Annotated in this window: 10 protein-coding genes and 2 pseudogenes; 10 read left to right on the forward strand and 2 right to left on the reverse strand. The window is 72.0% G+C overall.

What is annotated here, in order from left to right; translation table 11 throughout:
• From VIU94_RS25625 to VIU94_RS25660, 8 genes and pseudogenes are all read left to right on the forward strand, one after another.
• Positions 1 to 237, forward strand: a pseudogene (locus tag VIU94_RS25625) (MFS transporter); the annotation flags it as partial.
• Positions 238 to 264: 27 nt separating this feature from the next.
• The gene (locus VIU94_RS25630) at positions 265 to 1,506 is read left to right on the forward strand and encodes an LLM class flavin-dependent oxidoreductase (protein ID WP_331914554.1); all 1,242 of its coding nucleotides are present in this window, start codon (positions 265 to 267) and stop codon (positions 1,504 to 1,506) included.
• A complete protein-coding gene (locus tag VIU94_RS25635) occupies positions 1,503 to 2,903 on the forward strand; it encodes an NtaA/DmoA family FMN-dependent monooxygenase (protein ID WP_331914556.1) in 1,401 nt (466 codons plus the stop codon). The genes VIU94_RS25630 and VIU94_RS25635 overlap by 4 nt, the downstream gene beginning before the upstream one ends.
• Entirely contained in the window at positions 2,900 to 4,015 is a 1,116-nt protein-coding gene (locus tag VIU94_RS25640; RefSeq protein ID WP_331914558.1) for an LLM class flavin-dependent oxidoreductase, read from the forward strand. Before VIU94_RS25635 ends, VIU94_RS25640 begins: the two co-directional genes overlap by 4 nt.
• Positions 4,016 to 4,031: 16 nt before the next feature.
• Positions 4,032 to 5,159: an LLM class flavin-dependent oxidoreductase gene (locus VIU94_RS25645; RefSeq protein WP_331914560.1), complete on the forward strand. Its 1,128-nt coding sequence runs from the start codon at positions 4,032 to 4,034 to the stop codon at positions 5,157 to 5,159.
• Between the two features lie 55 nt (positions 5,160 to 5,214).
• Positions 5,215 to 5,946 (forward strand): hypothetical protein, encoded by a 732-nt coding sequence (locus tag VIU94_RS25650; RefSeq protein ID WP_331914562.1) that lies wholly within the window; start codon positions 5,215 to 5,217, stop codon positions 5,944 to 5,946.
• Between the two features lie 414 nt (positions 5,947 to 6,360).
• Complete coding sequence (locus VIU94_RS25655; RefSeq protein ID WP_331914564.1) at positions 6,361 to 7,734, forward strand: globin domain-containing protein; 1,374 nt, start codon at positions 6,361 to 6,363, stop codon at positions 7,732 to 7,734.
• Positions 7,731 to 8,531, forward strand: a complete 801-nt coding sequence (locus VIU94_RS25660; protein ID WP_331914566.1) for a pyridoxamine 5'-phosphate oxidase family protein — start codon at positions 7,731 to 7,733, stop codon at positions 8,529 to 8,531. Before VIU94_RS25655 ends, VIU94_RS25660 begins: the two co-directional genes overlap by 4 nt.
• Positions 8,532 to 8,544: 13 nt before the next feature.
• On the opposite strand, the pseudogene VIU94_RS25665 reads toward VIU94_RS25660, so the two are convergent.
• Positions 8,545 to 8,748 (reverse strand): annotated as a pseudogene (locus VIU94_RS25665) (oxidoreductase); the annotation flags it as partial.
• A gap of 83 nt (positions 8,749 to 8,831) precedes the next feature.
• On the opposite strand from VIU94_RS25665, the gene VIU94_RS25670 reads away from it, so the two are divergent.
• The gene (locus tag VIU94_RS25670) at positions 8,832 to 9,512 is read left to right on the forward strand and encodes a class I SAM-dependent DNA methyltransferase (protein ID WP_331914568.1); all 681 of its coding nucleotides are present in this window, start codon (positions 8,832 to 8,834) and stop codon (positions 9,510 to 9,512) included.
• Positions 9,513 to 9,516: 4 nt separating this feature from the next.
• Here VIU94_RS25670 and VIU94_RS25675 read toward each other — a convergent pair whose 3' ends face one another.
• Positions 9,517 to 10,905 carry a pyridoxal phosphate-dependent decarboxylase family protein gene (locus VIU94_RS25675; RefSeq protein WP_331914572.1) on the reverse strand — a complete coding sequence of 463 codons (1,389 nt, stop codon included), beginning with the start codon at positions 10,903 to 10,905 and terminating at the stop codon, positions 9,517 to 9,519.
• A 263-nt stretch (positions 10,906 to 11,168) separates the two neighbouring features.
• Here VIU94_RS25675 and VIU94_RS25680 point away from each other — a divergent pair, with 263 nt between their 5' ends.
• On the forward strand, positions 11,169 to 12,779 hold the full coding sequence (locus VIU94_RS25680; protein ID WP_331914574.1) for an extracellular catalytic domain type 2 short-chain-length polyhydroxyalkanoate depolymerase: 1,611 nt from the start codon (positions 11,169 to 11,171) through the stop codon (positions 12,777 to 12,779).
• Positions 12,780 to 12,979: the final 200 nt, after the last annotated feature.

Here is a 12,979-nt window from a genome sequence, read left to right on the forward strand (position 1 = left end):
CTCCCCGACCACGAGCAGGGCCTGGCCACCGGGCTGGCGATGATGACCCAGCAGGTCGCGATCGCGCTCGGCATCCCGATCATGTCCACCGTCGCCACCGCCGCCGGCGGAGTCGCCTCGCTCGGGGCACTCCAGGTGGCGATCGCGGTCAACGCGGTCCTGGTCCTGGTCGCGGCGCTGCTCGTGGCCGTCGGGCTGCCCCGGGCGCGGTCCATCCTCCGAAACTCGCCACACTAAGTTGATGAAGTCAGTAGACTTTTACTCATGAGTGCGCCCCCATCTCGTCTTCGACTCGCTGTAGCCCTCGACGGCGCCGGGTGGCACCCGGCCGCCTGGCGAGAGCCGAACGCCCGGCCCGGTGATCTGCTGAAACCCGGCTACTGGGCCGGTCTCGTCCAGGAGGCCGAGGCCGGCCTGCTGGACTTCGTCACGATCGAGGACTCCCTCTCGATCCAGACCGAATCACCGTTCGGCACCGAGGACGACGACCGCACCGACCGGGTGCGCGGACGGCTCGACGCGGTGCTGATCGCCTCCCGGATCGCGCCGCTGACCAGGCGCATCGGCATCGTGCCGACGGCCGTCGTCACCCACACCGAGCCGTTCCATCTCAGCAAGGCGATCGCGACGCTGGACTACGTGAGCCGTGGCCGGGCTGGCGTACGTGTGCAGGTGGCGCCGCGACCACGGGACGCGGCGCTGTTCGGCCGGCGTGAGTTCCCGGAGATCTCGTACGCCGCCCTCGGCTCCCCCGAAGGGCAGGAGCTGATCCGGGACGCGTTCGCCGAGGCGGCCGACTACGTCGAGGTGCTGCGGCGGCTGTGGGACTCCTGGGAGGACGACGCGGAGATCCGCGACGTCGCGACCGGGCGGTTCATCGACCGGGACAAGATCCACTACATCGACTTCGAAGGACTCCACTTCGACGTGAAGGGGCCCTCGATCACCCCGCGGCCACCGCAGGGACAGCCGGTCGTGGCCGCCCTCGCTCACCGCACTGCGCCCTTCAAGAGCGTGCCGTTCGAGCTGGTCGGAACCTCGGCCGACATCGGGTTCGTGACGCCTCGAACTGCGGCCGACATCGCCTCGATCACCGCGGAGATCCGGGCCGCGCAGGACGCCGCCGGACGCGGCACCGACACGGTCCACGTCTTCGGTGACATCGTCGTCCTCCTCGACGAGACCGAGCAGGCTGCCCGGGAGCGGCTGGCTCGCCTGGACGAGGCGGCCGGTGCTGCGTACGAGTCCGATGCCCTGGTCTTCGCCGGCACCCCGGAGGACCTCGCCGACCTGCTCGCGACCTGGCACGCCGCCGGGCTCGCCGGGTTCCGGCTGCGGCCGGCGGTGCTCCCCGACGACCTGGAGCAGATCACCCGCCGGCTCGTGCCCGAGCTGCAGAGGCGCGGGCTCTTCCACGATGCGTACGACGCAGCCACCCTGCGGGGAGCGCTCGGTCTGCCGCGTCCCACCAGCCGCTACGCCACCACCGAGGAGACGCCCGCATGAGCACGCCGCGCAGCAACGAGAGGCCGAAGAAGCAGATCCACCTCGCCGCCCACTTCCCCGGCGTCAACAACACCACCGTGTGGAGCGACCCGGCGTCGGGCAGCCACATCGAGTTCGACTCGTTCGTGGAGTTCGCGCAGATCGCCGAGCGCGGGCTGTTCGACTTCATGTTCCTCGCCGAGGGGCTGCGGCTGCGCGAGCAGGCTGGGGAGATCTACGACCTCGACGTGGTCGGGCGACCGGACACGTTCACGATCCTGGCCGCGCTCGCGGCGGTCACCGACCATCTCGGGCTGACCGGCACGATCAACTCGACCTTCAACGAGCCCTACGAGGTGGCCCGCCAGTTCGCCAGCCTGGACCATCTGTCCGGCGGACGCGCTGCCTGGAACGTCGTCACCTCCTGGGACGCCTTCACCGGCGAGAACTTCCGGCGCGGCGGCTTCCTCCCGGAGGACCAGCGGTACTCCAGGGCCAAGGAGTTCCTGTCCACCGCCACCGAGCTGTTCGACTCCTGGCGCGGCGACCAGATCGTCGCCGACCGGGAATCCGGCATCTTCCTGAAGGACGCGCAGGCCGGAGCCTTCGTGCACAAAGGGCAGCACTTCGACATCGCCGGCCGGTTCAACGTCCCGCGCAGCCCGCAAGGCCGCCCGGTGATCTTCCAGGCCGGAGACTCCGAGGAGGGCCGCGAGTTCGCCGCCGCCGGCGCCGACGCCATCTTCAGCCGGCACAGCGCCCTGGAGGCCGGCCGGGCCTTCTACACCGACGTCAAGGGACGCCTGGCCCGCCACGGCCGAACCCGCGACCAGCTGCTGATCCTCCCCGCGGCGACCTTCGTACTCGGCGACACCGACGCCGAGGCGCAGGAGCTGGCCCGTGAGGTAAGACGCCAACAGGTCAGCGGCCAGACGGCGATCACGTACCTCGAACACGTCTGGAACCGGGACCTCTCCGCGTACGATCCGGACGGCCCGCTCCCCGACATCGACCCGGACCCCGGCGAGAACACCATCGCCCGTGGCCGGGCCAGCGTCCGGATGTTCCGCGACCCCCTTGCCGTGGCCAGGCAATGGCGCGAGCGCGCCGAAGCGGAGAACCTGTCGATCCGTGAACTGGTCATCGAGACCACCGGCCGCCAGTCGTTCATCGGCTCCCCGGCCACCGTCGCCGAGACCATCGACCACTTCGTCCAGACGGACGCCGCCGACGGCTTCATCCTGGTCCCGCATCTCACCCCCGGCGGTCTCGACGAGTTCGCCGACACCGTCGTCCCGCTGCTCCAGGAACGCGGTGTGTTCCGCCACGACTACACGGGCGCCACGCTCCGCGACCACCTCGGCCTGGCACACCCCGACGCCCGCGCGGCGGCGGAGACCCGGCGGGTGGCATCGTGAAGTTCCTGGCCATCACCCTCATCGTGCACGCCCCGGATCCGTTGACCGGAGTCCAGAAGTCCACCAACGAGCGCTTCCGCGAGGTGATCGACAACGCGCTGCTGGCCGAGGAACTCGGATTCGACGGCTTCGGCGTCGGCGAACGCCACGAGCGGCCGTTCATCTCCTCCTCACCACCGGTCGTGCTCAGCCATATCGCCGCGCTCACCTCCCGCATCCGGCTGTTCACCGCCGTCACCACCCTCAGCCTCCTCGACCCGGTGCGCGCGTACGAGGACTACGCGACCCTGGACCACCTGTCCGGGGGCCGCCTCGACCTGATCATCGGCAAGGGCAACGGCACCGCCCAGCGCGAGCTGTTCCACGTCACGCCCGACGACCAGTGGGACCGCAACGCCGAGAGCTACGAGCTGTTCCGCCGCATCTGGCGACAGGACAAGGTGAGCGCGTCCCCGCGCTTCCGCCCTGAGCTGATCGACGCCGAGGTGTGGCCGAGACCGCTCCAGCAGCCCATCCGGGTCTGGCACGGCAGCGCGACCAGCCGGGAGTCGGTCGACCTCGCCGCACGCTACGGAGACCCGCTCTTCTCGGCCAACGTCACCCATCCGATCGAGCCGTACGCCGAACTCATCCGCTACTACCGGGAGCGCTGGGAGCACCACGGCCACGACCCGGCTCGGGCCGTCGTCGGCGCGGGAACGGCCGGTTACTACGCGGCCCGCACCTCACAGGAGGCCGTCGCCGCGTACCGGCCGGTGTTCGAGGGCCACCTCGCCTTCCAGAAAAGCCTGGGCCTCGAGCCGGTGTTCGCCACCCTGGAGGACTTCGTCGCCCGCAGCTCGGCGCTGATCGGCAGCCCTCAACAGATCATCGACAAGGTGCACCGCTACCACGAGCGGTTCGGACACAGCGTGCTCCACCTGCACGCCGACGCGGGCGGTCTCACCCACGTCCAGCACCGTGCCTCGCTCGAACTCTTCCAGTCCGAGATCGCGCCGGTGCTACGACGCGAGATCCCCGACCCGCCGTTCCCCTGGGCGCCGGTCACCGCGGCACCCGAGCCCGTGTCCGTATCGGCACCCGCATCCGCACCCGCGCCCACCGACCGCTGAGGAGCAACCCCCGACCATGTCCGGCATCCCTCTCGGAGTCCTCGACCTCGTCCCGATACCGTCCGGCTCCACCGCCGCCCAGGCGCTGCGCAACACCATCGACCTGGCCCAGCAGAGCGAGCGTTTCGGCTACACCCGGTACTGGTTCGCCGAGCACCACCTCAACCCGGGTGTGGCCGGGGCCTCTCCCGCCGTCGTGCTGGCCCTGACCGCCTCCGCGACCTCCACCATCAGGATCGGCTCCGGGGCCGTACAGCTCGGTCACCGCACCGCGCTGTCCACCGTCGAGGAGTTCGGACTGATCGACGCCCTGCACCCCGGACGACTCGACCTCGGTCTCGGCCGCTCCGGCGCCCGACCCTCCGGGCAGACGGCCGACCCCCGGCCGACCACGACCCCCGTCGTCGACGGGCACGCGCCCAACGGCCTGAAGATCCCACCACGATTCTCCTTCGAGCACCTGATCGGCACCCCCCGCTTCCGGCTCCAGCAGCAGCTCCTGCACCAGCCCGGCGCCCGCCCCCAGGACTACGGCGAGCAGGTCGACGACATCCTCGCGCTCCTGCGCGGCGACTACCGCTCCGCGGACGGGACCGAGGCGCACGCCGTCCCCGGCGAGGGCGCGGACCTGGAGGTCTGGATCCTCGGCAGCAGCGGCGGACAGAGCGCCGACGTCGCCGGCCGCAACGGCCTGCGCTTCGCCGCCAACTACCACGTCAGCCCGGCCACCGTGCTGGAGGCGGCCGAGGGCTACCGCGCCGCGTTCCAGCCCTCCGACCACCTCGACAAGCCCCACGTCAGCGTCTCCGCCGACGTCGTCGTCGCCGAGGACGACGCCACCGCCCGCGAACTGGCCACCGGCTACGGCCTGTGGGTCCGCAGCATCCGCACCGCCGAGGGCGCCATCCCCTTCCCGACCCCGGACCAGGCCCGCGCCCACGCCTGGACCGAAGCGGACCGCGCTTTGGTCGCCGACCGCGTCGACACCCAGTTCGTCGGCTCACCGGGGCGCGTCGCGGACCAGCTGGAACAACTGCAGGAGGCCACCGGCGCCGACGAACTGATCATCACCACCATCACCCACGACCACGCCGACCGAGTGCGCTCCTACCAGCTCCTGGCAGAAGAATGGCAACGCCGATGAGCCGATCGCGGTCCGGATGGACGGGTCGGTCGTCCGGGGCGGGCAGACTGGGCGGATGGAGACCTGGAGTCTGAGGTCGGGCCGCGAGCCCGGGCCCGCCTTGTACGGACGTCTGCGCGTCGAGGTCGAGGACCTCGGGCCGGCGCGCCGGATGACCGAACGCCGCCCCGGGCACGGTGATTTCGGGACCGTGGCCGGTGTGGCCGCGCCCGGTTTCCCGGCGTACGCGCGGGTGCTTCACCCCGCGGCCCTCGACGAGGGCCCGGTCCGCTGGGACGTCGTCGCCGCCGCCTACGGGCGGCGGGTCGAGGCGCTGACGGACTGGCACGAGGTGATCGGCGCGGAGCGGTTCTACCAGAACATGGGGGAGTACGGTCTGCCCGGGGTGTGGGACGAGCACCCTGCCGAAGGCCCGACGCCCGGCGATGTCGCGCGCGCCCTGATCCCGGTCCTGTCCCGGCACACGGGCACGCCGGAGCGGTGCTGGTACGGGCTGTGGGAGGGGTACGGCCGCTGGGAGTGGGAGGGGGTTCCCACCTTCCCGACTCCGGGCCGGGACGAGATCCTGCTGTCCGGAACGCTGGCCGATGCGGTGTCGCCGGAGCTCCTGGACGAGTTCGCCGAGCTGCCCGACCTGTGGTGGCCGCAGGACGGCGCCTGGTGTGTGGGCGGCGACGTCGACCTGGTGAGCACGTACGTCTGCGGCTCCGAGGAACTGATCGCCGACCTGCTCGCCACGCCCGGTCTTGAGGTCCATCGCGTGGCGGCGGGCGACCGGGTCGGCTGAACGGCGGGCGAGAAAGTGAAGACCTCGCACGAATTCTGTGAGGGGTTCCGATCGGGCCGCGACTATTTCGCCAGCGCATTCCTCTTAACCGTGCCGAGAAACCGCTTGTCGCATCCTTTGAACTCGCCGGTAACTCGAGACAAAACCCTAGCTCCTGGGCTTGCACTGCCCTGACCAGGGCGGATGTCGACGCCGTGGTGATGGCCGGCGACCCTGGGTGAATTCGCGCGGCCGGGGTATGGTCGAGCCCGTTCGCACGCCCTGGTGCCCGCCACATGTCAAGTGCGGTATATGGCACCAGTTTTGAAGAGACGGCGTGAATAGGCGGTAATTCCGAAGAGGGAGAGGAAAACGGGGCACACCCGGACCCCGCGTGCGAACACCGACCGAAGACGTTCGAGGCGAGGCAAACCGATGGATGCTCCGACCACCGCGCCGGCTCACGGCGCCGGCTCCAGCGGCAGCAGGGGGAGCGGGGGCTGGTTCGGGGACCAGCCGACCCCGGCGCGCGGAGGCCAGCCGACTCCGACGCGCGAGAGCCGGCCGACCCCGGTGCACGCGGATCAGCCGACCCCGATGCACGCGGACCAGCCGGCCCCGCCGCGCCAGAACCAGCCGACCCCACCGGCGCGCGAGAATCAGCCGACCCCGCCGCGCGAGGACACGTCCGACGCCGCTCTCCTGCGCCGCACCATGGCCGAGATCGAGCCGATCGCCGACAAGGTGACCTCGTACTTCTACGCCCTGCTCTTCCTCAAGCACCCCGACGTGCGGCCCCTCTTCCCCGTCGCCATGGACGTCCAGCGCGACCGGCTCTTCAAGGCGCTGCTCACCGCCGCGACCCACGCGGAGGACACGGAGACGCTGACCACGTACCTGACCCATCTCGGCCGCGGGCACCGTAAGTACGGCACCCTCTCCGAGCACTATCCGGCCGTCGGCGAGTGCCTCATCGGCGCGCTCTCCCACTACGCCCCGCAGACCTGGGGCCCGCGGACCGAGGCGGCCTGGGTGGCCGCGTACACGACGATCTCCCAGATCATGATCGACGCGGCGGCCCAGGACGCGTTGCGCGCGCCGGCCTGGTGGCAGGCGGAGGTGGTCGGCCATGAGATGCGGACGCGCGACATCGCGGTCGTGACGTTGCGGCCCGACCAGCCCTATCCGTTCCGCGCCGGGCAGTACGCCGCCGTGGAGACGTCCTGGTGGCCGCGCGTCTGGCGGCACTACTCGTTCGCCTCCGCGCCCCGCTCCGACGGGCTGCTCTCCTTCCATGTGAAGGCCGTCCCGGCGGGCTGGGTCTCCAACGCGCTGGTGCACCGCGCCCGCCCGGGGGACGTGATCCGCCTCGGCGGTCCCGCGGGATCCATGATCGTGGACCACAGCACGGACAACGGCCTGCTGTGCCTCGGCGGGGGCACCGGCATCGCGCCCATCAAGTCCCTGGTCGAGGACGTGGCGCAGCACGGCCGGCACCGTTCGGTCGAGGTGTTCTACGGCGCCCGCCGCGACCACGACCTGTACGCCATCGAGACCATGCTCCGCATGCAGCAGTCGCACCCCTGGCTCTCGGTGCGGCCCGTCGTCGACGACAGCCCGGTCGGCCACCTGAGCGGCGGGCTCCCGGGCGCCGTGCGCGAGTACGGGCCCTGGCACACCTACGATGCGTACCTCTCCGGCCCGGCCGGCATGATCCGCCGCGGCGTCGACGCCCTGGTGGGCGTCGGAGTCCCGGCCCACCGCATACGGCACGACTCCATCGAGGAACTGGTCGGGGCAAGGAATTGAGCACATTCGAGCAGGCCGGGTACCGAGCGGCGACCCCGGCGCGCAGCTCGCGCCCGGGCAGCGACGGCGAGCATCTGGTCCAGCAGCGCACCGGCACCACCGCGCGCGCGGACAGGTTCTACGCGGAGCAGGTCCTGGACCGGCTCAATGCCCGGATGCGGGAGTTCGTGGCCCGGCAGGAGATGTTCTTCCTGGCGACCGCAGACCGGCACGGCGAGTGCGACAACACCTTCCGCGCCGGCCCGCCCGGCTTCCTGCACGTGCTGGACGAGGCGACGCTCGCCTACCCCGAGTACCGGGGGAACGGCGTGCAGGCCAGCCTCGGCAACATCGAGGAGAACCCGCACGTCGGGGTCCTGATGGTGGACTTCCTCAAGGACAGGATCGGGCTCCACGTCAACGGCACGGCGCGTGTCCTCACCGACGACGAGCTGCGCCGGGACCGCCCGGGGCTCTCCGTCGACCCCGTGCCCGGCCGCCGCCCCGAGGCCTGGGTCGTGGTGACGGTCGACGAGGCGTACGTGCACTGCGCCAAGCACATTCCGCACCTGCAGAAGGTGCCGCTCACCGGCCCCGGGCGCTCCTGGGGCACGGACGACTTCAAGCGCAAGGGCGGCGACTTCTTCGGCGCGGCCGCCGAGTCACGCGAGCGCGGGCCGTTCGTGCCGCTGCCGCGCGTGGGCAGGGCGCCGTGGCGCGAGGACGCGGCGACGGAGCAGTGGACGGAGCCGGAGCGGGCGGCCAGGGCTAGGTCCGGTTCAGGGTTCGTGTCACGCCTGCTACGACGTCGGTCGTGAGCACCCAGCCGGCGGCGAGCCGCAGCGCGGCGACGGCCCCCGAGCGCGTTTCGTTCGCACCGAGCAGCAGAGTCGCCACCACGGCGGCGCGCACCGACCGTTCGGGCTCCCACACGGCATCCCCGGCGGGGTCGTCCGCCTCGGGCGCGCCCGTCCGCAGGTCCACGGCACGCCCCTCGGGGAAGGCGTCCCAGAGTTCGCGCTCGGGCGGCGTCAACTGGTCTTATGTCAGCGCCCCTTGAGGGTAATGACCTTGTACGGTGGGCTGGATGCCGGCGTGGCGACAGGGGGAGAACAGGAATGACGCAGCCCACCGACGAACGGAGCGTGAAGCCGCGCGCCACGACGCGCCGGAGCTACGACGCCGTGGCCGAGCGCTACGCCGCCGAGATCGGCGACGAACTCGCCGGCAAGCCGCTCGACCGCGCCCTGCTGGACGCCTTCGTGGAGATGGCCGGCGAGCGGCCCGTCGTGGACGTCGGCTGCGGACCGGGTCATGCCACGGCGTACCTTGCGGCCCGGGGCGCCCGCGCGCTCGGGCTCGACCTTTCGCCGGGCATGTGCGCCGTCGCGCGGCGCGCATCCGCGCTGCCGTTCGGCGCGGCCGACATGACCGCGCTGCCGATCCGCTCCGGGGCGGTGGGCGGGATCCTGTGCTGGTACGCGCTGATCCACCTGGACGAGGCCGAACGCGCCGCCGCCTACGCGGAGTTCGCCCGTGTGCTGAGCCCCGGCGGCCACGCGCTGCTGGCCTTCCACACCAGCGACCCCGACATCGGCCCCGGCGGGGCGAACCACCTCACCGACTGGTGGGACCACCCCGTCGACCTCACCTTCCGCTTCCTCGACCCGACCGCCGAGACGACCGCCCTGGCCAAGGCGGGCCTCACCGTCACGGCCCGCCTGGACCGAGCCCCGCACCCCGAGGCGGAACACCCCAGCGACCGCACCTACTTGATGGTGCAGCGGCCCCCGGAGTAGGCGCTCAGCCGGACCGGACCGCCTTCGCGAGCGCGGTGGCGATCCGGTGCGTGTCGGCCGGTGCGGTGCGCCAGTTGCTGAACGCGGCGCGCAGGGCGGGTACGCCGTCCAGGACGGTGGGGGTGAGGAAGGCCTCGTCGGACAGTCGTCGGGTGAGTGCGGCGAGGCGTTTCGACGTGGGGTCTTCGGCGAGGGTGAAGCAGACGACGTTCAGACGCACCGGCGCCAGCAGCCGCAGAGCGGGGTCGGCCTCGACCGCGTCGCCGAGCGCCCGCGCGCAGGCCAGGTCGCGTTCGACGATCTCGCGGTGGCCCTCGCGGCCGTACGCCCGCAGGGTGAACCAGGCGGCCAGCGCCCGCAGTCGGCGCGAGTTCTCCGGGGTGAGGTGCACCAGGTCGGGGGTGTCGCCGAGCGGCCCCAGGTATGCGGCCGCGTTCTGGAAGACGGCCGTCTGCAAGTCGGGGCGGCGGGTGAACTGCACCGCGCTGTCGTAGGGGACGTTCAGCCACTTGTGCAGGTCGACGCAGATCGAGTCGGCGAGGTCCAGGCCGTCGACCAGGTGAGCGTGCGCGGGGGAGAGCGCCGCGAACGCGCCGAAGGCGGCGTCCACGTGCAGCCAGAACGGGTACCGCTCGCGCAGCGCGGCGATCGCCCGCAGGTCGTCGAAGTCGCCGGTGTTGACGGTGCCCGCGTTGGCGACCACGACGCACGGACCCTCGTCGCCGACGTCGTACAGAGCCCGCTCCAGGGCCGCAGGGTCGACGGCCTCCCGCCCCGGAAGCAGCGGTACCTTGACGAGGGACCGGCGTCCCAGGCCGAGCATCGACAGGCCCTTCGACACGCTCGAATGCGCCGCTCCGGACAGCACCCGGACGGGCCCGAGCGCGCCGACGCCGTCCTCGGCCGGTGAGACCCCGCGCCGCTCGCCGAGCCACTCACGGGCGACCGCGAGGCCGACCGTGTTGGACATGGTCGCCCCGCTGACGAAAGTCCCGTGCTGGGCGTCCGACAGCCCGAACAGCGCCCGCAGCCAGGCCGCCGTCTCGCGCTCCAGGTGCTGCCCGGCCCCGTCCAGTCCGGAGAACGCGTTCTGGTCCCAGGTCGCGGCCAGCCAGTCGCCCGCCAGCGCGGCCGGCGTCGCCCCGCCGGTCACGAAGCCGAGATAGCGCGGCCCGGCGCTCGCCGAGAACACCGGCTCCCAGCGCGCCGCGAACTCCCCAAGCGCTGCTTCAAGCCCCGCTCCCCGCGCGGGCAGCGGCTGCCGCTCCGGCAGCGGGCCGGCGGGCACGACGTCCCGCCCGGGCATCGCCCCGAGCACGTCGCCGGCGTGCCGCCGGACGGTGTCGAGCAGCTGCGGCAGCCGGTCGTGGTCCTCGGTGAGCAGGGGGTGCATGGGATGAGGTCTCCGTTCGTCTCGGACGGCGCGCCTTGGAGCGCGCGTCTCGAACGCCCTCGACCGTATGCGGCCCGACCTGCCGGCCGCCGGGTCCAATCCCGGGAAACTGGACCGCTCGACCAGGGGCGTCCAGGGTGTCGGTGGCCACTCCGGCGGCGTTCATTGTGGAGTTCCCCGCCATGAGTACGGCCCGGGCGCCGGCCGTACGGTCACATCCCTCCGCCACCCCCGGTGGTGCCACGAGCGCCCAAGGAGGACCCATGCCCCCAACTCCCAGCAGACTCGCCCGCGCCGTCGCCGGCCTGCTCCTCGTCCTGTCCCCCCTCGCCGCCGCCACTCCGGCCGCCGCCGCCGTCACCCCCGTCCCCGGCTCGCTGAAGACCTACGCCGTCGACGGGGTCTACAGCGCCGGGATCTCCTCCGGCGGCTACATGGCCACGCAGCTCCACGTCGCCTACTCCGGCACGTTCGACGGCTCGGCCGCCTTCGCCTCCGGCCCGCAGTACTGCGCGCAGAACAGCCTGGCCACCGCCCTGAACGCCTGCATGGAGGTCACCCAGGACCTCCAGCTGACCAGGCTCCAGCAGATCACCGCCGACTGGTCGGCACAGGGCCGGATCGACGACGTCGCCAATCTCGCCGGAGACCGCGTCTACGCCTTCAGCGGCGCGGCCGACTCGACGGTCGAGCGCCCCGTGGTCACCGCCCTGGCCGACTATTTCGGCCACTTCGGCGCCGATGTCCGCTACGACAGGACCACCGACGCGGGGCACGCGTGGATCAGCCCGCTCGGCCCGAACTCCTGCGCCGCGACCGCAACGCCCTTCATCAACGACTGCGGCATCGACGCCGAACGGGACCTGCTGACCCACCTGTTGGGGCCGGTCGCCGCGCCCGCCGCCGCGCCCGGCGGCACGCTGACCCGGTTCGACCAGAACCGGTACGCGCCGGGCGGCGCGGCCAAGCCGATCTCCATGGACGAACAGGGCTTCGTCTACACGCCCACGGCCTGCGAGAACGGGGCCGTCTGCAAGATCCTGGTCGCCCTCCACGGCTGCAAGCAGGGGTACTCGTACCAGGGGTTCGGCACGACGTTCATCGACAAGGCGTACCTCAACGAGTACGCCGACACCAACAACCTGATCGTGCTCTACCCGCAGGCCGTCGCCACCACCACCCTGGACAACCCCAACGGCTGCTGGAACTGGTGGGGTTACCTCGGAGACCCGGATCACGCCCGGCACGGCGGCGACCAGATCGAGACCGTCATGGCGATGGTGCGGGCGCTCGGCGGAGGCGGCGGAGGCCCGACGCCGCCGCCCGGCGGGACCGCCACGCTGCCGAGCGTCGACGCCGAGGACGGGTACATCAAGGCCGGGGCGGACGGCTCCGGTCCCGCCCTCGGGACGCTGGAGGGCACGTACGGACTGGCCGTCGGCCGGGGTGCCGACGGGAGGTTCAACCGCACGGTGCTCTCCTTCGACACCTCGGGCATCCCGGCGGGCAAGCGGATCACCCGGGCGTACGTCACCGTGACCCGCTCCAGCGGCTCCGGCGACCCCTGGTCGAGTCCGCTGGGCAACCGGCTCCTGGTCGACGTCCAGAGCGGCTGCCTCGGCGGATGCGCACCGGAGCCGTCCGACTGGGCCGCGACCCCGACCGCGCCCGGCGCGGCAGAGATCGCCCCGTTCGTCTCGGGCGCCCGGTCCTCCACCGACCTGTCCGCCGCCGGCCTGGCGGCGATCAACCGGTCGGGCAGGACGCAACTGCGCCTGAGGTTCGAGCAGAACCAGGCCGCGACGGCATACCTGTTCCTCAACCGCGACACCCGCGCGACTCTGACGGTCGCGTACGAGGAGGAGCGGGTGTGACCCCCCTCAGGCCCAGCACAGCTCGCCGATCCTCAGCATCATCGACGAGATGAACGCCAACGGCGGCGTGGGCGCCGGCTTCCACCTGGCTGCCTGAGTCGGGCGCCGGACCGGCCGCCCATGGGCTACGCGGCTACCTGGCGGCCGTCACCGGCCGGGTCGAGGTCAGCACGCCGATCTTGTCGATGCGGTGCTCGGGA

This window comes from Streptomyces sp., from assembly GCF_036566765.1.
In the GTDB taxonomy this organism is placed as follows: Bacteria; Actinomycetota; Actinomycetes; order Streptomycetales; family Streptomycetaceae; genus Streptomyces.

What these genes read in the sequence shown, in the direction of transcription:
- VIU94_RS25670 (WP_331914568.1), top strand. Translation starts at nt 8,832, where the DNA reads ATGACGCAGCCCACCGACGAACGGAGCGTGAAGCCGCGCGCCACGACG.
- VIU94_RS25650 (WP_331914562.1), top strand. Translation starts at nt 5,215, where the DNA reads ATGGAGACCTGGAGTCTGAGGTCGGGCCGCGAGCCCGGGCCCGCCTTG.
- VIU94_RS25645 (WP_331914560.1), top strand. Translation starts at nt 4,032, where the DNA reads ATGTCCGGCATCCCTCTCGGAGTCCTCGACCTCGTCCCGATACCGTCC.
- VIU94_RS25675 (WP_331914572.1), bottom strand. Translation starts at nt 10,905, where the DNA reads ATGCACCCCCTGCTCACCGAGGACCACGACCGGCTGCCGCAGCTGCTC.
- VIU94_RS25635 (WP_331914556.1), top strand. Translation starts at nt 1,503, where the DNA reads ATGAGCACGCCGCGCAGCAACGAGAGGCCGAAGAAGCAGATCCACCTC.
- VIU94_RS25655 (WP_331914564.1), top strand. Translation starts at nt 6,361, where the DNA reads ATGGATGCTCCGACCACCGCGCCGGCTCACGGCGCCGGCTCCAGCGGC.
- VIU94_RS25680 (WP_331914574.1), top strand. Translation starts at nt 11,169, where the DNA reads ATGCCCCCAACTCCCAGCAGACTCGCCCGCGCCGTCGCCGGCCTGCTC.
- VIU94_RS25630 (WP_331914554.1), top strand. Translation starts at nt 265, where the DNA reads ATGAGTGCGCCCCCATCTCGTCTTCGACTCGCTGTAGCCCTCGACGGC.